This window comes from Dactylosporangium sp. NPDC005572 (assembly GCF_040605515.1).
GTDB lineage: Bacteria > Actinomycetota > Actinomycetes > Mycobacteriales > Micromonosporaceae > Dactylosporangium.
In genome coordinates, this window is the sequence record NZ_JBEXCY010000049.1 from 1 (window position 1) to 22,518 (window position 22,518).

The 22,518-nt window shown below is 73.1% G+C and carries 18 protein-coding genes and 1 tRNA gene; 16 read left to right on the forward strand and 3 right to left on the reverse strand.

Translation table 11 applies throughout. The features are described from left to right. A partial coding sequence (locus ABZS66_RS23680; RefSeq protein ID WP_354761026.1) for a hypothetical protein occupies positions 1-774 on the forward strand: 774 nt, incomplete at its 5' end. A gap of 6 nt (positions 775-780) precedes the next feature. Here ABZS66_RS23680 and ABZS66_RS23685 read toward each other — a convergent pair. Further along, positions 781-1,734, reverse strand: a complete 954-nt coding sequence (locus ABZS66_RS23685) for a DUF2804 domain-containing protein (RefSeq protein ID WP_354761028.1) — start codon at positions 1,732-1,734, stop codon at positions 781-783. After that, on the reverse strand, positions 1,731-2,366 hold the full coding sequence (locus ABZS66_RS23690; RefSeq protein WP_354761030.1) for an acVLRF1 family peptidyl-tRNA hydrolase: 636 nt from the start codon (positions 2,364-2,366) through the stop codon (positions 1,731-1,733). Before ABZS66_RS23690 ends, ABZS66_RS23685 begins: the two co-directional genes overlap by 4 nt. A 26-nt stretch (positions 2,367-2,392) precedes the next feature. On the opposite strand from ABZS66_RS23690, the gene ABZS66_RS23695 reads away from it, so the two are divergent. The 14 genes from ABZS66_RS23695 to ABZS66_RS23760 all read left to right on the forward strand — a co-directional run bounded on the left by ABZS66_RS23695 (position 2,393) and on the right by ABZS66_RS23760 (position 19,709). Further along, positions 2,393-3,409: an alcohol dehydrogenase catalytic domain-containing protein gene (locus ABZS66_RS23695; RefSeq protein WP_354761129.1), complete on the forward strand. Its 1,017-nt coding sequence runs from the start codon at positions 2,393-2,395 to the stop codon at positions 3,407-3,409. A gap of 64 nt (positions 3,410-3,473) precedes the next feature. Further along, positions 3,474-4,433 (forward strand): arabinan endo-1,5-alpha-L-arabinosidase, encoded by a 960-nt coding sequence (locus ABZS66_RS23700; RefSeq protein WP_354761032.1) that lies wholly within the window; start codon positions 3,474-3,476, stop codon positions 4,431-4,433. A 23-nt stretch (positions 4,434-4,456) separates the two neighbouring features. After that, on the forward strand, positions 4,457-5,893 hold the full coding sequence (locus ABZS66_RS23705; protein ID WP_354761034.1) for a hypothetical protein: 1,437 nt from the start codon (positions 4,457-4,459) through the stop codon (positions 5,891-5,893). A gap of 24 nt (positions 5,894-5,917) precedes the next feature. Beyond that, positions 5,918-5,991: transfer RNA gene (locus tag ABZS66_RS23710), tRNA-Arg, on the forward strand. Between the two features lie 27 nt (positions 5,992-6,018). Further along, complete coding sequence (locus ABZS66_RS23715; RefSeq protein ID WP_354761036.1) at positions 6,019-7,479, forward strand: hypothetical protein; 1,461 nt, start codon at positions 6,019-6,021, stop codon at positions 7,477-7,479. 69 nt (positions 7,480-7,548) lie between these two features. Then, the gene (locus ABZS66_RS23720; protein WP_354761038.1) at positions 7,549-8,292 is read left to right on the forward strand and encodes an SDR family NAD(P)-dependent oxidoreductase; all 744 of its coding nucleotides are present in this window, start codon (positions 7,549-7,551) and stop codon (positions 8,290-8,292) included. A gap of 73 nt (positions 8,293-8,365) precedes the next feature. Then, positions 8,366-9,688 (forward strand): hypothetical protein, encoded by a 1,323-nt coding sequence (locus tag ABZS66_RS23725; protein WP_354761040.1) that lies wholly within the window; start codon positions 8,366-8,368, stop codon positions 9,686-9,688. Between the two features lie 293 nt (positions 9,689-9,981). Further along, positions 9,982-10,758, forward strand: a complete 777-nt coding sequence (locus ABZS66_RS23730) for a class II aldolase/adducin family protein (protein WP_354761042.1) — start codon at positions 9,982-9,984, stop codon at positions 10,756-10,758. A gap of 11 nt (positions 10,759-10,769) precedes the next feature. Then, a complete protein-coding gene (locus ABZS66_RS23735; RefSeq protein WP_354761044.1) occupies positions 10,770-12,020 on the forward strand; it encodes an amidohydrolase family protein in 1,251 nt (416 codons plus the stop codon). 1 nt (position 12,021) lies between these two features. Continuing rightward, complete coding sequence (locus tag ABZS66_RS23740) at positions 12,022-12,804, forward strand: FCD domain-containing protein (RefSeq protein WP_354761046.1); 783 nt, start codon at positions 12,022-12,024, stop codon at positions 12,802-12,804. A gap of 83 nt (positions 12,805-12,887) precedes the next feature. Further along, positions 12,888-15,521: a ricin-type beta-trefoil lectin domain protein gene (locus tag ABZS66_RS23745; protein ID WP_354761048.1), complete on the forward strand. Its 2,634-nt coding sequence runs from the start codon at positions 12,888-12,890 to the stop codon at positions 15,519-15,521. 206 nt (positions 15,522-15,727) lie between these two features. Further along, positions 15,728-17,857 carry an MMPL family transporter gene (locus tag ABZS66_RS23750; protein ID WP_354761050.1) on the forward strand — a complete coding sequence of 710 codons (2,130 nt, stop codon included), beginning with the start codon at positions 15,728-15,730 and terminating at the stop codon, positions 17,855-17,857. Between the two features lie 17 nt (positions 17,858-17,874). Continuing rightward, complete coding sequence (locus ABZS66_RS23755; protein WP_354761052.1) at positions 17,875-19,047, forward strand: histidine kinase; 1,173 nt, start codon at positions 17,875-17,877, stop codon at positions 19,045-19,047. Then, entirely contained in the window at positions 19,044-19,709 is a 666-nt protein-coding gene (locus tag ABZS66_RS23760) for a response regulator transcription factor (protein ID WP_354761054.1), read from the forward strand. The genes ABZS66_RS23755 and ABZS66_RS23760 overlap by 4 nt, the downstream gene beginning before the upstream one ends. Positions 19,710-19,730: 21 nt before the next feature. Here the strand turns inward: ABZS66_RS23760 and ABZS66_RS23765 are convergent, their stop codons facing one another. Further along, positions 19,731-20,573 (reverse strand): fumarylacetoacetate hydrolase family protein, encoded by an 843-nt coding sequence (locus ABZS66_RS23765; protein WP_354761056.1) that lies wholly within the window; start codon positions 20,571-20,573, stop codon positions 19,731-19,733. A 363-nt stretch (positions 20,574-20,936) separates the two neighbouring features. Between ABZS66_RS23765 and ABZS66_RS23770 the strand changes: the two genes are divergently transcribed. After that, positions 20,937-22,517 (forward strand): pectate lyase, encoded by a 1,581-nt coding sequence (locus ABZS66_RS23770; protein WP_354761058.1) that lies wholly within the window; start codon positions 20,937-20,939, stop codon positions 22,515-22,517. The last annotated feature ends 1 nt before the right edge of the window (position 22,518 follow it).

Sequence of the window (22,518 nt, forward strand, 5' to 3'; positions counted from 1 at the left end):
CCCGCCGGTTCGTCCTCGTCCTCGTCGACGTTGTCGGGGTGGGGCGCGGCGCCGAGCGCGCCGCCGGCCGACCCCTGGACCCCGCCGGCGCAGCCGGCCGCAGCGGCCCCGCCGGCGCCCGGCGTGCGGCGCAAGCGGCGGCGGGTCGTGCTGCTCGCGGTCGCCGCGGCCGTGGTGGTCGCCGCCGCCATCGGCGTCCCGTTCGCCGTCGACCGGGCCGGCAAGGGCGACGGCGGGTTCGACCAGGCGCTGCTCAGGGCCGACGACATCCTGCTGCCGAGCTTCAACCAGCTCGTCTCGACGACCGGAAACCGGTTCCCGTCCGGGGGCACGTACGACGCCGAGCGGCGCGCCGTCGACAGCAGCACGAACTGCGCCGACGCCGCCAGCGGCCCGGCGCTCGCGCTCCTCACCACCCACGGCTGCGGCCAGCAGCTCCGCGCCGTCTACCGCGACCCCCGCAACGACGACTACGTCATCAACGTGGGCGTCTTCAACCTCCGGACCGCCACCGGCGCCGTCGAGGCCCAGCGGCGCATGGCGAGCCTGGCCGGCGGCCTGCTCCGCCTGCCGCCGGGGGTGGTCGGCGACCAGAACTCGCTGTCCACGTCGGTGATGACGTCCGGCGACCGCAGCCACTACTGGGTCTACGTCCTGATCACCGCCACCGATCCGGCCCGGACCCTGCAGGCGCACGAGGATCTCCCGGCCGCGTACCGCGACGCGCTCTGCGAACTGGTGCTCGCACGGCTCGCCACGTTCGGCGACGACTGACCGGCGCTACCAGCGGTTGTAGGCCTCCTCGGCCCAGCCGGTCAGGCCGTCCAGGTCGACCCGCGAACCGTCGTCCAGCGCGGCCCAGCCGGTGAAGTGGCCGAAGCACTGGTGGGTCTCGTTCGCCACGACCAGCAGGTTGGTGCGGGCCACCCGCTCGTGGAACGGGTGGAACGTGACGTCCACGCCGGCGCCGGTGATGCGCCAGGGCCGCAGCCAGTCGCGGCGGTCGTACGTCCAGGTCAGGTCGGCGCCCAGCTTGTGCAGGCGGCCGTCGACGAAGACGGCGTTCTCGGTGGAGCCGGTGCCGTCGGTCCACTTGCCGCCCAGCTGGATCGCGCGGCCGGGCGCGCAGCCGGCCGCCCAGTTCCAGCGGATCGAGTACGGCCACTTGCCGCGCCCGTGGTCCAGGACGGCGAAGCCGTCGACGGTGTGCTCGGCGGAGCCGAGGCGGAGGGTCCCGTGGGCGGGGCGGCCCAGGTCCTTCACCGTGTACTGGAAGCGCCGCGTGCTCCACGGCACGACCACACCGAGCGACTCGTGGCCGGGCGGCAGCGGTACTGTCACATCCACCTCGACCCCCGGAGCCGTCGCCCGGATCGAGGAGCCATCGATGTCGATCGACAGGCCGCCGCCGCGGACGTGCGCGGAGCCGAAGGCGCCCAGGGTCGCGCCGCGGGCGAACGGGACCACCGCGTCGCGGACGGTCTCCTGACCGGTCGCCCGGTCCAGGACGTAGACGCCGTGGACGCCCGCGTAGTCCAGGGACGACGCGACCAGGCCGATGACGTGGCCGGGCGTGACGATGCCCCAGTACTCCCAGCGCTTCGCCCGGCCCCAGCCGCGCAGGCCGGTCCGGTGCAGGGGGCGGCGGGTCCAGCCGACGGCGGCCGGGTTGAGGCGGCCGCCCGGGAGGCACAGGTCGACCGGCTCGGTGATCTCGCGCTCGTGGGTCGTCATGGCACGAGGTGGATCCGCACCTTGCGGGCGGTGACCGCCGCCTCCTCCAGCACGGCGAGGCGGGGCTCGGCGACCTCCAGCAGGTGCGGGTGCCGCTTGGCGGCGAGCGGGGCGAGGCGGCGGTCGGCGAGCACGGCGTCGACCATACCCCGGTCGCCGCCGCACACCAGCGCGGCCAGCTCGTCCGCGTGGGGGAGCAGCACGCGCGCCGCGATGTCAGCCGTCCTGGCGGCGACGGCGTCGCTCTGGTTGTCCCGGCGGCGGGCGTACCGCTGCTGCGACCACCCACCCGCCGCGGTCCGCCCGTGCACGTGGAAGCGCTCCACCTTGGACAGCCGGACGGTGGTCCCGTCGACGACCGCCACGCCGGCCGCCCCCTTGCGGGCGAGCAGGAGCCCGATGGCGGGCGGCGTGGGCAGCCCGGCCAGCAGCCCGTCGAGGTCGGTGACCGCCTCCAGGCCGGGCGGCGGGTGGACGGCGGCCGTGTCGCCGTTGCTCGCGCCGGTGAGCGTGAGCCCGTCCTCCTCGGCCCCGTCGTGCCGCCCGTAGAAACCGTCGAGCCACCCGCGCAGCCGCTCGGGCGAGATCTCCACCCACCGGCCGCCCCCGGCCGCCGGCCGCGCCGTCACCATCCCGCCAGCCTAGTAGCGTGATCGGTATGAAGGCGGCGCGGCTGTTCGGGATCGGGGACGTCCGGATCGTCGAGGAGGAGGCGCCGGTCGCCGGGCCGGGGGAGTGCCTCGTGCGCGTGACCGCGGTCGGGCTGTGCGGGTCGGACCTGCACTGGTTCGGCGAGGGCGGTATCGGCGACGCCGTGCTCGACCGGCCCCTGGCCCTGGGCCACGAGATGGCCGGGGTCGTGCTCGACGGGCCGCGGGCCGGGCAGCGGGTGGCGATCGACCCGGCCGTCGCCTGCCGGGCCTGCGAGTTCTGCCTCGGCGGCCACCCGAACCTCTGCCGGAACCTGCGCTTCGCCGGGCACGGGAGCACCGACGGCGGGCTGCGCGAGGTCATCGCCTGGCCGGAGCACCTGCTGCACCCGCTGCCGGACACGGTCAGCGACGCCGGGGGAGCGGTGCTCGAACCGCTCGGCGTCGCCCTGCACGGGCTCGACCTCGCGCACCTGCGGGTCGGTGCCACCGTCGCCGTGGTCGGGTGCGGGCCGATCGGGCTGCTGACCATCCAGCTCGCGAGGGTCGCCGGCGCCGCCCGGGTGGTCGCCGTGGAGCCCCGGGCGCACCGCCGCGCGGCGGCGCTGGCCGCGGGCGCGGACGCCGTCTACGCGCCCGCGGCGTCCGCGGCGTTCCCGGCCTCGGCGGCGCCCGACTCCGAGATCGACAGTGTCGCCGACGTCGCGTTCGAGATCGCGGGCACCGACGCCGCCGTGGAGAGCGCGATGCGCGCCTGCCGGCCCGGCGGCAAGGTGGTCCTGGCCGGCATCCCCGACGACGACCGCACCTCGTTCCCGGCCTCCCTGGCCCGGCGCAAGGGCCTCACGCTCCTGCTCGTGCGCCGGATGCGGGAGATGTACCCCAGGACGACCGCCCTCGCCGCGAGCCGCGCGATCGACGTCGAGTCCCTGGTCACGGCCCGCTACCCACTCGAGCGCACGGCCGAGGCGTTCGCCGCCGCGACCGCCCGCGAGGGCCTGAAGACCGTGGTGGAAGTTTCATAGGCATCGAGCGTCGTCATCGTCCGGGCATTGACAACCGTCGCAATGTTAGCGCTCACTCTCCGGCATGAGACGCAGGCTGGTGATGGCTGCCGCGGCGGCCCTGACCCTCGTGGCGGTCACCGCGATCGACGCCGAGGCCGCCACGTACCCGAACCCGGGCACGGTCACCGGGAGCACCCGGGTCCACGACCCCAGCATGATCAGGACGCCGGGCGGGAGCTACCTGCTCGTCCACACCGGCGACAACCTGGCGATCAAGACCTCGACCGACCGGGTCGCGTTCCGCGGTGCCGGCACCGTGTTCCCCGGCGGCGTGCCGTGGACCACCGCGTACACCGGCGGCAGCCGCACCCTGTGGGCGCCCGACATCTCGTACCGTGACAGGCGGTACGTCCTCTACTACTCCGCCTCGACGTTCGGCTCGAACCGCTCGGCCATCTTCCTCGCCACCAGCCCGACCGGCGCGTCCGGCAGCTGGACCAACCAGGGCCTGGTCATCGAGTCCCGCACGAGCGACACCTTCAACGCCATCGACCCCGGCCTCGTCGTCGACGACCAGGGGCGCTGGTGGCTCACGTTCGGCTCGTTCTGGTCCGGCATCAAGCTGGTCCAGCTCGACCCCGCCACCGGCAAGCGGGCCGACACCACGATCCGGTCGCTCGCCGGCCGGGGCGGCGGCCCGATCGAGGCACCGGTGATCGTCAAGCGCGGCGCCTGGTACTACCTCTACGTCTCCTTCGACTACTGCTGCCGCGGCGCCGCCAGTACGTACCGCGTCATGGTCGGCCGCTCGTCGAGCGTCACCGGCCCGTACACGGACCGCAGCGGCGTGGCGATGACCGCCGGCGGCGGGACCGAGATCCTGGCCGGCCACGGCGCGATCCACGGGCCCGGCCACCAGGCGGTCCTGGCGGACACCGACGGTGACCTGCTCGTGTACCACTACTACGCCGACAACGGCACCGCGCTGCTCGGGATCAACCGGCTCGCGTACGACGCCGCGGGCTGGCCGGTGGTCGGCTGAGTCGGGTGGCAGACTGACTGACCATGTCAGCAGCGCAGCCCTCCGGAGTGGTCATCCCCAGCGTCGACGGGAAGCCGAGCACGTCGGCGCTGGGCCGCGGGGTGGTCGCCGACGCGCTGCGGGCCGTCGACCCGATCGGTGCTCGGGCGGCCGAGTCGGCCACCAACTGGCGGCACGACTACCTGCTGCATTTCCGGCGGCTCGTCGAGGCCGGCCTGCCGTCCCGCGACGGGGCCCTGGCCATTGCCGGCGCCGGGCTGGCGTCGCTGCACGAGCGGATGCGCTTCTCCGACGGCACCGCGGAGCACGGGCTGGCGGCCGCGTTCGAGCCGGTCGGTGAGCCGCTCACCACGCGCGTCGTCGAGGGCCAGGGTGCGGCGCAGGCCACGCTGATCCTGCCGTACCGTGGCCGCCGTCTCGAAGGCGACGACCTTCTCCGCCAGCTCGACACCTGGGTCGCGGCCGGCGTCATCGAGTCCTCCTGCGCCGACGCGGTGCGGACCGTCGCCGCCAACCCCGGCTGGCTGCGCCTCGAGGGCCACCGCGTCGCGGTCCTCGGCGCCGGCGCCGAGATGGGCCCGCTGCGCGCCCTGCTGCGCTGGGGCGCCGAGGTGGTCGCCGTCGACCTGCCCCGCCCGCCGATCTGGCAGCGCCTCACCGACCTCGCGACGCAGTCGGCCGGCCGCCTGGTGCTGCCGGTGTCGGGCGACGAGCCCGGCGCCGACCTCCTGCACGACCTGGGCCGGGTCGCCCACTGGCTGGCCGGCGTCGAGGGCCGGCTGGTGCTGGGCAACTACGTCTACGCCGACGGCGCCGTGAACGTCCGCGTCGCCATGGCGGTCGACGCGCTCACCCAGTGGCTCCGCGAGCGCCGCCCCGATCTGGCCCTCGCGTTCCTGGCCACCCCCACGGACGTGTTCGCGGTCCCGGCCGACGCGGTCGACGAGTCCACCGAGCGCTACCGCACGGCGACCGGCATCGGCCGCCTCCGCCGCCCGCTGCGCCTGGCGAGCGGCGGCCGCCTGCTGACCCGCAACTACCCGCCGGGCATCTACCCGGGGATCAACGACAGCCTGGTACCGCAGCAGGGCCCGAACTACGCCCTGGCCAAGCGCCTGCAGCGCTGGCGGGCCGCCGAGGCCCGCGCGGCGGGCGTCCCGGTCTCCTTCACCGTGGCCCCGGCGACCCGCACCCGCAGCGTCCTGAAGAACCGCCTGCTCGCGGCGGCCTACGCGGGCGCCCACCGCTTCGGCATCGAGATCTTCGAACCGGCGACCTCGAACGTCCTGATGGCCGCCCTGCTCGTCCACGACCTGCACCAGGACCGCCCGGCCCACGACCACCCGTGGCAGGACGAGGCGCACGCCGCCGCCCACGGCGGCCTGTGGCGCCAGCCGTACTCCCCACGCAGCGCGCTGGGCATCGCGGTCCTGCTGGGCATCGGCGCCGCCCGCGGCTGACGGGCGCCGCTACCATCTTGCGCGGCGGGTGTAGCGCAGAGGTCGTCGCGCCGGGACTGCGATTCCCGAGGACGCCGGTTCGAATCCGGCCGCCCGCCATTCGACGTCTCGCCCAGGGGAGAACGGTGGCCAGAAGCGCGCCCGTGCTACGGCGGTACGACCTTCCGGCGGCCGCCGTGCGTGCCGCGACGCAGCGCCGGCTGGCGGGCGACTGGCGGGGTGCGTGCGCGGCGGCCGGCATCGAGGTCGACGCGACCGTGACCGCCGCCGAGCCCGGGATGCTCGACGACCTGCGGCACCTGGTGCCGGACCTGATCCGGTGGCACCTGCTCGGCGCAGACCTCACGTTCAACCACGGCGCGCGGCCGCCGTTGCTCCTGGCGCGCGACCCCGCCACCGGGCAGGACCTCGTCATCCTCGACCGCTTCGACCGGCACGGCCCGCCGCGGCTGGTGCTGGCGGTGGACCGGCGGCCGGTGATCGGCCGATGGGACACCAGCCGGCACCTGTGGGACGTCCGGCACGCCGACCGGCTGCGGCAGCGGCTGGGCGGCGGCGACCGGGTCCCGCACTTCCACCGCGACGGCCGCCCCGTGGACCGCGCGGACCTGCCGCGGGCGGCCCCGCCGCCGGACGACCGGGCCGCCTGCGCGGAGTGGGAGGACCACCTGCGCCTCGGCGACCTGTTCGAGGGCTGGCGCGCGGCCGGCATCGAGGTCGCCCCGGAGGTCGACGCCGCGTACGCCGTTCGTGGGGCACCCCGCCCGTACCTGCGGATGAGCGTGGTCGTGCCGGCCGCCCGGGACCTGCTCGGCGGCGGCACCGAGCCGGGCACCGTCGTGGTGACCCGGCTGTGGCACGCGCCCGAGCTGGTCCTGACGCTCACCCTGGCCCCGGACGCGAAGCCGGTACTGCGGGTGGCCGAGCGGCGGCAGGCCGAGCGCCTTCCCGTGGTACCGGCGAGTGCCCACGGTCTCCCGTGGTTCTTCGAACCGCTGCGGGCCGGGCACCTGCCGGCGACGGCCCTGCATCCGCTGGTCCGCGCCGCGATGTTCCCGGACGGCCCGGACGAGCCGTACGCTCCCGCGCCGGGCGTGCCGGTGCCCGACCGCGTCCATGTGCAGTGCGTCGCCCGCCACTACGTCGGATGGCGGGCCGGGCAGCTGCAAGCGCTGAGCCACACCCCGGACGACCTGCACCGCGAACGCACCCTGCTTGCCCTGGGCGGGCGTGCGACCGGCTGCCTCGCGGTGCTGGACGCCTGGGCGGCCCGGACCGGGACGCTGCCGCGGCAGCTCCGGGCGGTCGCCCACCACATGTTCCTCGCGGCCGCCCACGGCGACGCCGCCGAGGTGCACCGGCTGCTCGACGCCGGCGTCGACCCCCGCGGCGTCCGCGGCGTGCAGCGCCAGTCGCTGCTGCACGTCGCCCACCGCATCGGCGACGTCGCCCTCATCCGGCGCCTGCGAGCGGCCGGCGTCGACCCCCTCGCGGCGGACAGCCACGGCTGGAGCGCGGTGCGGGCGGCCGAGGCGGCCGGCGCCCCGGCCCCGGTCCTCGACGCGCTCCGCCTCGCCGCTACGTAACGGGGCGTACGGCGGATGCCGCCCTGGGACGGACGCCGTTGCCACCCGGGACCGGCGAGCATCGGCGGCATGACACTCAACGGCAAGGTGGCCCTGGTCACCGGCAGCTCCCGCGGCATCGGCGCGGCCATCGCAACGACCTTCGCCGCGGCCGGCGCCCAGGTCGTCCTCCACGGCCGGGACACGGCCGCCCTCGCCGAGGTCCAGGCCCGCACCGGCGCCGCCGCGGTCGTCACCGGCGACGTCACCGTCGCCGCCGACCTCGCCCGCATGCGCGAGGAGATCCTGGCCCGCCACGGCCGCCTCGACATCCTGGTCGCGAACGCCGGCAGCACGACGAGCCGCCCCGCGCCGATCGAGGACATCACGGAGGAGAGCTGGCGCGCGGACGTCGACCGCAACCTGACCGGCACGTTCCTGACCGTGAAGACGTTCCTGCCGCTCATGAAGGCCCAGCGCAGCGGCGCCATCATCACGCTGTCCTCGGCCGCGGGCCGCAAGCCGAGCGACCGGACGATCGTGGCGTACGCGGCGGCGAAGGCGGGCGTACAGCTGTTCACCCAGGACCTGGCGGCGCAGGCCGGCCCGTTCGGCATCCGGGCGAACTGCCTGGCGCCGGAGACGATCCTGACCGAGACCAACCGGCAGTGGATCCCGCCGGAGGTGCAGCGGTCGATGGCCGAGGCCCACCCGCTGCGCCGCCTGGGCACCCCGGCGGACGTGGCGCGGGCGGCACTGTTCCTGGCCTCGGACGAGTCGTCCTGGATCACCGGCGTGATCGTGGACGTGGCCGGCGGCGCCGTCCTGTCCTGACAGCGCGAGCAGCCGGAACCCGTCCGACGTCCGGCCGTCTCCAGGATTTGGTGATCGTCAATACTATGAGGCGATGCGGCGGCGAGGCGTTGCGAGGCATCCGATCATCAAGTACCCGCTGGCGTTGCGGATCAGCCGGCTGCGCCTGCGGACCATCATCACAGCGTGCGTGCTGACGCTGGCCGTGCTGGTGGTGGCGCTCGCCGTGGCGCTGCACTTCCTGGATCGGGATCGTCCGACCGTGCGGCACGCCATGCGGCTGGTGTGGGCGGAGATCGTGAACCCGGGCGGGCTCATCGCCAAGGACGGCCAGTCGCCGCTGTATTACGCCGTAGCCGCGGGGCTGTCGTTCCTGGCCGTGCTGGTGCCGATCTTCCTGCTCGGGTCGTTCGCCTTCAAGCTGTTCCTGCACGACCCGCTGGTGTGGCGGCCGACGGTCTCGCTGCAGGACCAGGCGGGTGCCGGGGCGATCCTGGCGCTGCGGTGCTACAACGGGACCAACGTCCCGCTGGTGTCCATCACCTTCAAGGTGCTCGCCCTGATCCGCTCCACCGGCAGTCCCGCGAGCCTCGACCATGTGCCGCTGCAGATCCTGGCCGGCGAACAGCGGGTCGACGCCCGCGAGTTCGAGCTGTCGCCGCCGGCCGAGCCGTTCACGGTGCGAGTGCCGCTCGCCGCGAAGGGCGCCCGGACGCGCTCGGCCCGCGAGGTGTTCGACCTTCCGGACATCGACCTGCAGGGGCGGCCGGCCAACAAGCGGCGGGTGACCATCGCCATCGTCGCGTCCGGGACGTACACCGTGACCGGCACGACGTTCGTGAGCCATCGTTCCTACGAGCTCAGCCGCGACCTGCTCCTGGGCCACTTCCAGTCCATCGAGGTCGACCCGCACACGCCGCCGCACCGGTGGGACGGCTGGCCCAACTTCGACGGCAACCGGGACATCTACCTGTTCGTGTACGACGAAGCGGTCGACCCGGCCGTCCTGGAGTCCTCGGCCGGCGTTGCGCTGGGCCCGGCCGTACCGGTCCAGGCCACCCTGCGCGGCTGGGTCCGCGACTGGACCGTGGCCACCGGCGACCCCGCCACGCCCACCCGCCTCGGCCTGACCCGCGCGCCGGGCGCCGAGTGCAACGGCGTCGTGTTCCCGGTCATCTCCGACGTCCTGGAGCGCACCGACGAGTCGCAGCCGTGGTACCGGCGCATCGACGTGACCGATGACGTCGACTGGCCCGGCCGGCCGGATCCGTGCACCGTCTACTGCTACGTCGCCGCGGCCGGAGCGTCCGCCGCGGCGCCGCCGACCCTCGCCGCGGCCGAGGCGGTCGAGCGGGCGTTCGCCGAGCTGGGCGACGAGGCGCTGCGCACGTACCGGGCGACCACCGGACCGCAGTGACCCGGAGGCAACCGGGAGCCGGCCGGAGCCGGGCACGGTGGCGGTCGTCATGACCGGGACCGGCGCGCACGACGCCGTCCACGACCGCTGAGCGGCCCGGGGTGCCGTGCGCCGCGGCGGTCCCGGCCGTCCCGTGTGCGCTCCGGGCCATCTGTCCGTGCGCTGCCCGCAGTGGTTGCGCCGAACTCAACCAGGCCCGAAGTTCTACCAAGCGTTTGCTTGATTCTCGGCGCCGCTGGACTTAATCTTCTAAAACATAAGGTGATTCACGGGGGACCTCATGGAGGTGGAGCGTGAGCACGACCGAGACACTGCGACAAGGGGGGACCGCCGTCTGGGCGCCCCGGATCACGCCGCCGATCGGGGTGGAGCTCGACGACCGCCAGGCCCTCGCCTGCGCGTTCCGAATCCTTGCCCACGGCGGCTTCAGCGAGAACATCGCCGGCCACATCACCCAGATCAAAGATGAGAGCGGCGCCATGTGGATCAACCCCTGGGGCCTCTGGTGGGAGGAGGTCAGCGCCTCCGACCTCTGCGTCGTCGACCGCGACGGACAACTGGTCGACGGGCGCTGGGACGTCACCCCGGCGTTCCACATCCACACGGAGCTGCACAGAAGGCGACCCGACGCGCGGGTCGTCGTGCACAACCATCCCTACTACGTGACCGTGCTGGCCGCGGTCGGCATCCTGCCGGAGATCGTGCACCAGACCGGGTCGATGTTCGACGGGGACCTGGCCTTCGTGCACGAGTACTCCGGCGAGGTCGACGACGCCGAGCTCGGGCGGGACCTCGCCGAACAGATCGGCGACAAGTCCGTCGTCATCCTGGCCAGCCACGGCATCATCGTCACCGCGCCGACCATCCAGGAGGCGACCTACCGGTCCGCGAGCATCGACCGGGCCTGCCGCCTCGCCTACGACGTCATGCTGCTGGGCCGCGACCCCCTGGCCATCTCGCCCGGCATCCGGCACGGCATGAAGCGCTCGCTGCTCGAACGCGGCTCGGACGTGTTCTGGGCCGGCGCCGTCCGCGCCCTCATCAAGCGTGAACCAGACGTACTGAAGTAAGGACACCCCACATGGCATCCATCGACGAACTGCTCAAGAATACCGCCTTCACCACCGCCGACCGAGGCAAGGTGACGTTCCTGCCCGACCCGCCGCGGCAGGAGCGCAAGTACACGTTCATCTCCGTCGACGACCACATCGTCGAGCCGCCCGACGCCTTCGAGGGTCGGATGCCGGCGAAGTACAAGGACCAGACGCCGCGCGTGATCGAGAAGGACGGCAGCCACGTCTGGGTGTACGACGGCAAGGAGTTCCCGAACGTGGGCTTCAACGCCGTCGTCGGGCGGCCCGTCGACGAGTATGGCATGGAGCCCTGCCGCTTCGACGACATGCGCCGCGGCTCGTGGGACATCCACGAGCGGATCAAGGACATGGACCTCAGCGGCGTGTACGCCTCGCTGTGCTTCCCGTCGTTCCTGCCCGGGTTCGCCGGCCAGCGCCTCCAGCTGTCCACACAGGACGCCGAGCTGGCCCTCGCCGCCACGCGGGCCTGGAACGACTGGAACCTGGAGGCGTGGTCCGGCGCGTATCCGGACCGGATGATCCCGTGCCAGCTGCCGTACTTCCTCGATCCCGAGGTCGGCGCCCAGGAGATCTACCGCAACGCCGAGCGGGGCTTCAAGGCGGTGACGTTCTCCGAGGCGCCGCACATGCTCGGGCTGCCGTCGCTGCACACCGGGCACTGGGACCCGATCATGCGGGCGTGCGCGGAGACCGGCACCGTCATCAACCTCCACATCGGATCGTCGGGCACGAGCCCGTCGACGGCGGAGGACGCCCCGCCGGACGTCGTGGGCGTGCTGTTCTTCGGGTACTCGATGTTCTCCGCGGTCGACTGGCTGTACTCGCGGATCCCGGTGCGGTTCCCCGACATCAAGATCGTGCTGTCGGAGGGCGGCATCGGCTGGGTGCCGGGCCTGGTCGACCGGCTCAACCACATGCTCAGCTACCACGCCATGTACGGCACCTGGAAGGGCATCGAGCTGACCCCGGCCGAGGTGCTGCTGCGCAACTTCTACTTCTGTGCCGTCGAGGACCCGTCGTCGTTCGCCCTGCGCGACGTCATCGGGGTCGACCACATCTTCCTGGAGCAGGACTACCCGCACTGCGACTCGACCTGGCCGTACACCCAGAAGGTCATCGACGAGGAGATCGGCGGCCTGCCGGAGGCGGACATCCGGAAGATGACGTGGGAGAACGCCGCCCGCGTGTACCGCCACCCCGTTCCGTCCGCCGTGCAGGACGACCCGGACGCTTACTAGGGTGAACGCCGTGGAGCCCCAGGTGCGCGTCCATCGGCTCGCCGAGCAGGTGGCCGACCACATCCGCGCGCGGATCATCCGCGGCGACTTCGCCGACGGCGACCTGTTGCCGGCGGCGGAGGAGCTGATCCGGCGGTACCCCGTGAGCATGCCCACGTTCCGCGAGGCGATGCGCATTCTGGAGGCCGAGGGGCTCATCACGGTCCGCCGGGGGCGGCTGGGCGGTGCCATCGTGCACCGGCCGTCCCCGGCGGGCCTCGCCTACAACCTGGGGCTGGTGCTCGCGTCCCAGCAGGTCGCGATCGGCGACGTCGCGGTGGCCCTGCGCCACGTCGAGCCGGCCTGCGCCGCGCTCTGCGCGAGCCGCCGCGACCGGGCCCGTGCCGTGGTGCCGGAGCTGCGCGAGCTGCACCAGGCCTACCTCGACAGCATCGAGGACCTGGTCGAGGTCGTCGCCGTGTCCCGCCGCTTCCACGAGGCCCTCGTCCGGCTGTGCGGCAACGAGCCGCTCATCGTGCTCGCCGGCGCCCTGGAGGCGCTCTGGTCCGTGCACGAGCAGGACTGGGCGACCCGGATCCGGGAGACCACCGGGGTACCGCTGAGGCAACGACGAGCCGCGGGGGAGGAGCACGGCCGGATCCTCGCCCTGATCGAGGCCGGCGACAGCGAGGGCGTGCACCGCCTGGTGGCCGGCCACCTCACCACGGCGCAGCGCAACCCCGAGCCGGCCGACGCACCGGTCGACCTCGGCATGGTGCTGTGTTTGAAAATGTTCGATAGTTAGCTATTCCGTTGATGTCTGGTGTCGTCTTACGATGAGGCCGCCCCGGCCGGGTCCCCTTCGCACTCCACTGCCAAGGAGACCGCATGCCCCGACATCTCCTGCGACTCGTCCTCGCCGCCGTCACCGGCGTGGCGGCGGCCGCCATCGCCGCCGCGCCCCCGGCCGCCGCCGCCCCGGCCCAGCCGTCACCGCTGACGACCCCGTGGACCAGCCAGGCCCTCAACGGCACCCCGCTGCCCGACTACCCGCGCCCGCAGATGGTGCGGCCGGACTGGATGAACCTCAACGGCGAATGGCAGCTGCGCCAGTCCGCCACCAACGACAGCCCGGTCTTCGGCCAGACCCTGCCGGAGCGGGTCAACGTCCCGTTCCCGGTCGAGTCGGCACTGTCCGGCATCAAGCGGCCGGCGAACGACAACCGCCTCTACCTGTTCTACCGCCGCACCTTCACCGTCCCCGCCGGCTGGGCCGGCCGCCGCGTGCAGCTGCACTTCGGCGCCGTCGACTACCAGGCCACGGTGTGGGTCAACGGCGTGCAGGTCGGCACGCACACCGGCGGCTACGACCGGTTCGAGTTCGACGTCACGCCGCAGCTCAACGGCGGCACCAACGAGCTCATCGTGCGCGCCTACGACCCGACGGACACGCCCGGGCTGAACATCGCCCGCGGCAAGCAGGTCCGCAACCCGGGCGGCATCATGTACACCCCGTCGTCGGGCATCTGGCAGACCGTCTGGATGGAGCCGACGCCGACGTCCTCCATCTACAGCACCGACTACTACCCGAACCTGGCGAACAACACCCTGCGGACCCGGGTCTTCACCCGCGGCGACGTCACGGGGTACACCGTGTTCGCCGAGGTTCTCGACGGCTCGACCGTCGTCGGCACCGCCACCGGCGGCTTCGCGGACTTCAGCGTCCCCGTGCCGAACGCGCGCCGCTGGTCGCCCGACGACCCGTTCCTGTACAACCTGCGCATTTCCCTGCGCAACGCGGCCGGCGTGACCGTGGACCAGACCATGCACTACTTCGGCATGCGCGAGGTCGGCACCGCCGTCGTCAACGGCCGCCGGGTGCCCACGCTGAACGGGCAGTTCGTGCTCCAGAACGGCGTGCTGGACCAGGGCTTCTGGCCCGACGGGCTGTACACCGCGCCGACCGACGCCGCCCTGGCGAGCGACCTGCAGAAGATCAAGGACCTGGGCTTCAACATGGTCCGCAAGCACATCAAGGTCGAGCCGCCGCGCTGGTACTACCACGCCGACCGGCTCGGTCTGCTGGTGTGGCAGGACATGCCGAGCATGGGCGAGGCCCCCGGTACCGCCGCATCCCACACCCAGTGGGAGAGCGAGGTCCGCGAGATCGTCGACGAGCACCGGTTCTCACCGGCGGTCGTGGTGTACGTGCCGTTCAACGAGGGCTGGGGCGAGTGGAACCTCGCCGACACCACCCGCGTCGCGCAGAACGTCAAGAACCAGGACCCGACCCGGCTGGTAAACCCGCACAGCGGCTACAACTGCTGCAACTCGCACGGCGACCCCGGCAACGGCGACATCATGGACTGGCACATGTACGTCGGCCCGGACAACCCGCTGCCGTCGGCCACCCGCGCCGGCGTGCTCGGCGAGTACGGCGGGCTCGGCGTGCGCACACCCGGCCACGAGTACAGCCCGAACGGCGGCTTCGGCGCCTACGAGATGCACGGCGACTCGACGTCGATGACGGACCGGTACGTCAGCCTCATCAACCAGGCCGCGAACCTCATGTACGCCAAGGGCGTGGGCGCGCTCGTCTACACCCAGCCGTTCGACGTCGAGGGCGAGGTCAACGGCCTCTGGACCTACGACCGGCAGGTGCTCAAGTTCGACGGGAACCGGGTCCGCGCCGCGAACCAGGGCATCATCATCGCCTCGAAGCGGCTCAACACGACCGGCCCGCCGCCCGGCCGCAACGTCAACGGCCCCGGCGGCAAGTGCGTGGACGTCGCCGCCGACGACACGGGCGGCAACGGCGCCGCGGTGCAGCTGTGGGACTGCCAGATCCACGCGGTCGACCAGCGCTGGAGCTGGAACGGCTCGGCCCTGGAGACGTTGGGCCGGTGCCTGGACGCGACCGGCAACGGTACCGCGAACGGCACCCTCCTGCAGCTGTGGGACTGCAACGGCGGCGGCGCCCAGCAGTGGGTGGCCCAGGCCGACGGCTCGCTGCGCAACCCGCAGTCGAACCGGTGCGCCGACTCGCCGAGCGGCTCCACGGCCAACGGCGCGCGGCTGCAGCTGTACGACTGCAACGGCTCGGGCGCGCAGACCTTCCGCCTCGGCGGCGGCTCGCCCGGCGCGACGTTCGTCAACGGCCCCGGCGGCAAGTGCGTCGACGTCGCCGCCGACGACACCGGCGGCAACGGCGCCGCGGTACAGATGTGGGACTGCCAGACGTTCGCGGTCGACCAGCACTGGACCTGGGACGGCTTCGGCCTGCGCACCCTGAACCGGTGCCTGGACGCGACCGGCAACGGTACCGCGAACGGCACGCTCATCCAGCTCTGGGACTGCAACGGCGGCGGCGCCCAGCAGTGGGTCCCGCAGCCGGACGGCACGCTGCGCAACCCGCAGTCGGGCCGCTGCCTGGACTCCCCGAACGGCTCCACGGCCAACGGCGCCCGCCTGCAGCTGTGGGACTGCAACGGCTCCCTGGCCCAAACCTTCCGCAAGCAGTGACCGGACGGTGGTGCGGCGCTCATGCAGGAGCAGTAGCGCCGCACCACCACATGGTGCGGATTGGGTAGCCGGAAGCCCGCACGCGCACGACGACGCGGGCCGGCCCCGGGCGGGATGGTGGTGTCTCCGGAAGTCAGAATGGAGACGCCCCTGTGGCAGGGATGTTGGCCCGGCTCGGCCGGGCATGTTTCAGGCGCCGAGGCCCGGTGGTCCTCGCCTGGCTGGTGGTCCTGGCCGGCGTGATCGTGGCCGGGCTGTCGGCGCCGGCGGTCCCCGACGACGACTTCTCGATCCCGGGCGTCGAGTCGCAGCAGGCCTTCGACGTGCTGCGGGAGCGGTTCCCGGGAATCACCGCGGACGCCGGCGGGGCGACCGTGGTGTTCGTCGCCCCCGCCGGCGAGCGGGTGACGTCGGAGCCGTACAAGGCGGCGGTCGAGGCGGCCGTCCGGCAGCTGGCCGGCGGCGGGCAGGTGGCGATGGTGGCCGACCCGTTCGAGGGTGGCGCGGTCAGCGGCGACGGCTCGGCGGCCTACGCCGGCGTCTCCTACACCGTCACGGCCGCCGGGGTCACCGACGCCAGCCGCGACGAGATCGCCGCGGCGGCCGACGCCGCCCGGAAGGCCGGGCTGACGGTCGAGGCCGGCGGCAGCGCGCTGGAGGGCGGCGGCGGCGGTCCCGGCGGTACCGCGGAGCTCATCGCCGTCGCGCTGGCCGCGCTGGTCCTGGTGGTCACCCTCGGGTCGCTGGTCGCCGCGGGACTGTCGCTGCTGACCGCGCTGCTCGGGGTCGCGGTGACCATGCTGTCGATCCTCGCGCTCAGCGACGCGCTCGGCCTGTCCGCGACCACCGGCACGCTGGCGCTCATGCTGGGTCTCGCCGTGGGGATCGACTATGCCCTGTTCGTGGTCTCCCGCTACCGCGAGGAGCGGGCCCGCGGCCGGTCCGCGGCCGACGCCGTGTCCCTGGCGGTCAGCACCGCCGGCTCGGCGGTCGCCTTCGCCGGCCTGACCGTGATGATCGCGCTGGCCGGCCTGGCCGTGGTCGGCATCCCGATGCTGACGAAGATGGGCCTGACCGCCGTCGCGGCGGTCGTCGTGGCGGTGCTCGTCGCGCTCACCCTGGTGCCGGCGATCCTCGGCTTCGTGCCCGACAAGGTGCTCGCCCGTGCAAGGACAACCGCCAGGACCGGCGCGGAGCGCAACGGCGGCGCGCGGTGGGCCCGGTTCGTGCTGCGCCGCCCGGTCGCCGTTCTCACCCTGGGCGTGGTGCTGCTCGGGGCGCTGGCGGTGCCCGCCCTCGGCCTCCAGCTGGGCATGCCGGGCGACGAGGCCCGGCCGACCTCGACCACGCAGCGCCGCGCCTACGACGCGCTCGCCAGGGCGTTCGGGCCGGGCTTCAACGGTCCGCTGATGGTCGTGGTCGACGCCCGGGGCGCGGCCGACCCGCAGGCGGCGGTCACCGCGATCGCCGGCCGGGTGGCCGGGACGGCCGGGGTGGTGTCGGTGTCGCCACCGATCTTCAACGACGCCGGGGACACCGCGATCTTCGACGCCGTCCCGTCGACCAGCCCCACCGACGAGGCGACCATGGACCTGGTCCGCGACCTGCGGGCGGCGCGGCTCGGGCTGACCGCCGGCACCGGCGCGACGTTCCAGGTCAGCGGCACCACCGCGGTCAACATCGACATGGCCGGCAAGATCCAGGGCGCGCTGCTGCCCTACCTGGCCACCGTGGTCGGGCTCGCCGTGCTGGTGCTGCTGGTCGTGTTCCGGTCGATCCTGGTCCCGGTCAAGGCGGCGCTGGGGTTCCTGCTGTCGGTGCTGGCCGCGCTGGGCGTGCTGGTCCTCGTGTTCCAGCGGGGGTACGGCGCGGACCTGCTCGGCGTCGCGCAGACCGGGCCGATCATGAGCGCGGTGCCGATCTTCCTGGTCGGGATCGTGTTCGGACTGGCCATGGACTACGAGGTGTTCCTGGTCTCGCGGATGCGGGAGGCGTACGTCCACGGCGCACCGCCGCGCCAGGCGATCGAGACCGGGTTCCGGCACAGCACCCGGGTCGTGGCGGCGGCGGCGCTGATCATGATGGCGGTCTTCGGCGGGTTCATCAGCGAGCAGGACCAGTTCATCAAGATGATCGGTCTCAGCCTGGCCACCGCGGTGCTCCTCGATGCGTTCGTCGTCCGCATGGCCATCGTCCCGGCCGCCCTCGCGCTCCTCGGGCACCGGGCCTGGTGGCTGCCGGGCCGCCTCGACCGCCTCCTCCCGCAGGTCGACGTCGAGGGCCGCACCTTCGAGGAGCAGCCGCCGCGGGCGATACTGGACGCCGGCACGCGGTGAACGACAGGAGCACGGGGATGGTCAGCCTGGAGTATGCCGAGCGGCATCCGCGGCTCGCCGACGCCGTCGTCGCGGTCGCGCTGTTCGCCGGTGCGGTCCTCGGGGCGCACCTGGTCGGTCCGGACGAGGGCCGCCCGCCGGCCATCTGGATCGCCGACGTGCTGTCCGGGCTGTCCTGCCTGGCCCTGCTCAAGGCGCGGGAACACCCGCGGGCCACGGTCGTCGTGACCGCCACCTGCGCCGTCGTGCTGGGCGGCCTCGGCTACCTGCTCACCCCGTTGCTCCTGGGCCCGGTGATGGTCGCGCTGTACCGGCTGGCCGCCTCGGCCACCACGCGGACGGCCAGGGTCTGGGGCGGCGTCACGACCGCGCTGGTCGTCGGCGCCGCCGTCGGGGTCACCGACCTCGACGCGACGGTGGCGCTCCGCGTCGTCGGGCCGGCGCTGTGGCTGCTGCTGCCGCTGTCCCTGGGCAGCCGGTCCCGGCTCCGCCACGCGTACCTCGACACGGTCCGCGCCCGGGCGGAGCACGCCGAGCGGACCCGCGAGGAGGAGGCCCGGCTGCGGGTCACGGAGGAGCGCATGCGCATCGCCCGCGAGCTGCACGACGTCGTCGCCCACCACATGGCCGTGGCCAACGCCCAGGCCGGCACCGCGGCCCACCTGCTCGACGCCGACCCGGCGCTCACCCGGAAGCTCCTCGCCGACCTGAAGATCACCACCTCCTCGGTCATGCTCGAGCTGCGCGACACGGTCGGCGTCCTGCGCGGCGCCGGTGACCCCGGCGCGGACCCCCTCGAACCCGCGCCGGGGCTGGCCCGGCTCCCGGACCTGCTGGAGATGTGCGGGTCGGCCGGGCTGAGCGTCGACCTCGAGATCGAGGGCGAGCCGCGGGACCTGCCGCCGGGCGTGGACCTGACCGCCTACCGGATCATCCAGGAGGCCCTGACCAACGCCACCAAGTACGCGACGCCGGCGGCCGCCTCGCTGCGGCTGCGGTACAGCGGCAGTACCCTCGTCATCACGGTCGCCAACGCCACCGACGGCGGCCGCGGCTCCGGCGGCACCGACGGCTTCGGCATCGTCGGGATGCGCGAGCGGGCCCACGCGGTCGGCGGCGACCTGCGGGTCAGCGCCGGCGGCACCGGCTTCGAGGTCGTGAGCGCCCTCCCGCTGCGGGTGACGCCGTGACGATCCGCGTCCTCCTCGCCGACGACCAGGCGCTCCTGCGGGGCACCTTCCGGATGCTGATCGACTCGTGCGCCGACCTGGAGGTCGTCGCCGAGGCCGCCGACGGCGCGCAGGCCGTCGAGCTCGCCCGGGTGCACCGCCCCGACGTCGTCGTGATGGACGTGCGGATGCCCGGCACCGACGGCCTGGCCGCCACCGAGACCATCTGCGCCGACCCCGCCCTGGCCGGCACCCGGGTGCTCATCCTCACCACGTTCGAGAACGACGAGCACGTCGCCCGGGCCCTGCGCGCGGGCGCCAGCGGCTTCCTCGGCAAGTACGTCACCACCGACGACCTGCTCGCCGCCATCCGCACCGTCGCCGCCGGCGAGAGCTTGCTGTCCCCGGGCGCGACCAAGGCCCTCATCGCCCAGTTCCTCGCCACCCCGCCGCCGGGGCCGCCCGCCCCGCCGCCCACCGTGCCGGGCATCGCGGACCTGACCAACCGCGAGCTGGAGGTCACGAGGCTCGCCGCCGACGGCCGGTCCAACGACGAGATCGCCGGCGAGCTGCACCTCAGCGTGCTCACAGTGCGCACCCACGTCCAGCGCGCCATGACCAAGCTCGGCGCCCGCGACCGGGCCCAGCTCGTCGTGCTCGCCTACAAGAGCGGCCTGGTGTGACGCCGGCTGTGACCGTCGGCGTCAGGCGAAGGTCTGGCGCTGGTGGCCCAGGCCGGTGATCTCCAGTTCGACCACGTCGCCGGTGCGCAGGTACGGCAGGCCGGGCAGGCCCATCGCCACGCCCGCCGGGGTGCCCGTGTTCACGACGTCGCCGGGGTGCAGGACCATGAACTGGCTGAGGTACCAGATCAGGTACGGCACGTCGAAGATCATGTCGGCGGCCCGCTCGTCCTGGCGGGGCTCGCCGTTGACCCACGAGCGCAGGCGCAGGTCGGGCACCGTGAGGCCGTCCGCGGGGACCAGCCAGGGGCCCAGCGGGTTGAAGGTCTCGCAGTTCTTGCCCTTGTCCCACTGGCCGCCGCGCTCGAGCTGGAACTCGCGCTCCGACACGTCGTTGCTGATCGCGTAGCCGGCGATGTGCGCGGCCGAGTCGGCCGGGCTGTCCAGGTAGCGGGCCTTGCGGCCGACGACCACCGCCAACTCGACCTCGTAGTCGGTCTTCACGCTCTTGCGCGGGATGAGCACCGTGTCGTCCGGCCCGACGACCGTGTCGGCGCCCTTCATGAACACGACCGGCTCGGCCGGCGGCGTGGCACCGGACTCGGCGGCGTGCCGGGCATAGTTCAGGCCGATGCACACCACCTTGCCGATACCGGTGACCGGCGCGCCGACCCGCAGGCCGGCGGGGTCGACCGCGGGCAGCTCCCCGGCGTCGAGCGCGGCGCGGGTGCGCGCGATCCCGTCCGCGGCGAGGAACGCGCCGTCGAGGTCGGCGGTGAGCGGCGTGAGGTCGTGGGCGGTCCCGTCGGCGGCGAACACGACGGGGCGTTCGGCGCCGAGCGGGCCGAGTCGGGCGAGTCGCATGCCGTGACCGTACTGACGAGAGGCCAAGTGGTCAAGCCAATCGCGCGCAGCCCGTCCGGGCGTGCCGTCGCGCGGCAGCCGGTTCTCCCTCACGCTGCTGCGCGTGACCGTCGTCTACGGCTGAAAACAGTCTGAAAACAAGCCTGTGGCATTTCGCCGTAATCCGGGCAGGACCTTGCCCTAGCGATCGACGTCACCCTATCCTCGCGATCAGGCGACCACAGGAAAGCGCTTTCCCCGGCAAGCGCTTTCCGAGCGCCGGATGACGCCGCCAACGTCAGTCCGGCCCCGCCGCGGATCACGCTGCCGCCCCGGCGCGACCCAAAGCACACGCCCAGCACGCGACGACGAAGGTGAGACGAGATGAGACGACCAGTCGCACGGCGACTGCAGGTGGCGTTGGCCGCGGCCGCCACCGCCGTCGGGACCACGGTCGGTGTGGTCCTGGCGATCCCCGACGCATCGGCCGCGACCGGCGGCGTCACCGGCTACGCGACCCAGAACGGCGGGACGACCGGCGGCGCCGGCGGGCAGACGGTCAAGGCCACCACCGGGACGGCGATCCACGCCGCCCTGTGCAACCGGGCCAGCAGCAGCACCCCGATCATCATCCAGGTCGAAGGCACGATCAACCACGGCAACACGACCAAGGTCTCGGGCGACAGCTGCAACACCGCCGCCGACAAGATCGAGCTCAAGGAGATCAGCAACGTCACGATCATCGGCGTCGGCAACGGCGCGGTGTTCGACCAGCTGGGCATCCACATCCGCGACTCGAGCAACATCATCATCCAGAACGTGACGGTCAAGAACGTCAAGAAGTCGGGCTCGCCCACGTCCAACGGCGGCGACGCCATCGGCATGGAGAGCACCGTGCGCAACGTCTGGGTCGACCACGTCTCGCTCGAGGCGTCGGGCGGCGAGTCGGCGGGCTACGACGGCCTGTTCGACCTGAAGGACGACGTGCAGTACGTGACGCTGTCCTACAGCACCCTGCGCAACTCCGGCCGTGGTGGGCTCATCGGGTCCAGCGAGACCGACACCGGGAACAGCTACATCACGTTCCACCACAACTCGTACCAGAACATCGACTCCCGCACCCCGCTGCTGCGCGGCGGCATCGCGCACATCTACAACAACTACTACGTGCAGCTCAACGAGTCGGGCATCAACTCCCGGGCCGGCGCGCGGGCCCGCATCGACAACAACTACTTCAAGAGCTCCAAGGACGTCATCGGCACGTTCTACACCAGCGAGGCCGGCTACTGGCAGGTCAGCGGCAACATCTTCGACACCGTGACCTGGTCGAGCCCGGGCTCCGAGAACAACCCGGCCGGCCCGAACCCGACGTCGAACACCAGCGTCAGCATCCCGTACTCGTTCACCCTCGACAGCGCCTCCTGCGTGCCGAGCGTCGTCACCGCGACGGCCGGCGCCAACAAGGGCCTGCAGGTGTCGAACGGCAGCTGCACGCCGACCAGCCCGACGGCCGGTCCGACGACCCCGGGCCCGACGACCCCCGGCCCGACCACGCCGGGTCCGACGACCCCCGGCCCGACGACCCCGGGCCCGACCCAGGGCGGCACCAACCTCAGCATCGGCGCCGGTTCGGACGGCTCCAGCAAGGCCAGCGGCACCAGCTACGGCGACGTCCGTGACGGCGACATGAGCACGTTCTGGTCTCCCAGCGGTACCACCGGAACCATCTCGATCAAGTGGGGCTCCGCCACCGCGATCTCGCGGATCAACATCCGTGAGGCGTCGGGCTCGACGGGCGTCATCCGCAACTGGCGCGTCCTCAACGGCGACACCGGAGCCGTCCTGGCCTCGGGCACCGGCGCGGGCGTCATCACGTTCACCCGCACCTCGATGAAGAAGGTGACGTTCGAGATCACGAGCGCGACCGGCACGCCGAAGGTCGCCGAGTTCGAGACGTACGCCTGAC

What these genes read in the sequence shown, in the direction of transcription:
- ABZS66_RS23700 (WP_354761032.1), top strand. Translation starts at nt 3,474, where the DNA reads ATGAGACGCAGGCTGGTGATGGCTGCCGCGGCGGCCCTGACCCTCGTG.
- ABZS66_RS23755 (WP_354761052.1), top strand. Translation starts at nt 17,875, where the DNA reads ATGGTCAGCCTGGAGTATGCCGAGCGGCATCCGCGGCTCGCCGACGCC.
- ABZS66_RS23745 (WP_354761048.1), top strand. Translation starts at nt 12,888, where the DNA reads ATGCCCCGACATCTCCTGCGACTCGTCCTCGCCGCCGTCACCGGCGTG.
- ABZS66_RS23720 (WP_354761038.1), top strand. Translation starts at nt 7,549, where the DNA reads ATGACACTCAACGGCAAGGTGGCCCTGGTCACCGGCAGCTCCCGCGGC.
- ABZS66_RS23770 (WP_354761058.1), top strand. Translation starts at nt 20,937, where the DNA reads ATGAGACGACCAGTCGCACGGCGACTGCAGGTGGCGTTGGCCGCGGCC.
- ABZS66_RS23685 (WP_354761028.1), bottom strand. Translation starts at nt 1,734, where the DNA reads ATGACGACCCACGAGCGCGAGATCACCGAGCCGGTCGACCTGTGCCTC.
- ABZS66_RS23725 (WP_354761040.1), top strand. Translation starts at nt 8,366, where the DNA reads ATGCGGCGGCGAGGCGTTGCGAGGCATCCGATCATCAAGTACCCGCTG.
- ABZS66_RS23705 (WP_354761034.1), top strand. Translation starts at nt 4,457, where the DNA reads ATGTCAGCAGCGCAGCCCTCCGGAGTGGTCATCCCCAGCGTCGACGGG.
- ABZS66_RS23765 (WP_354761056.1), bottom strand. Translation starts at nt 20,573, where the DNA reads ATGCGACTCGCCCGACTCGGCCCGCTCGGCGCCGAACGCCCCGTCGTG.
- ABZS66_RS23735 (WP_354761044.1), top strand. Translation starts at nt 10,770, where the DNA reads ATGGCATCCATCGACGAACTGCTCAAGAATACCGCCTTCACCACCGCC.
- ABZS66_RS23695 (WP_354761129.1), top strand. Translation starts at nt 2,393, where the DNA reads ATGAAGGCGGCGCGGCTGTTCGGGATCGGGGACGTCCGGATCGTCGAG.
- ABZS66_RS23690 (WP_354761030.1), bottom strand. Translation starts at nt 2,366, where the DNA reads ATGGTGACGGCGCGGCCGGCGGCCGGGGGCGGCCGGTGGGTGGAGATC.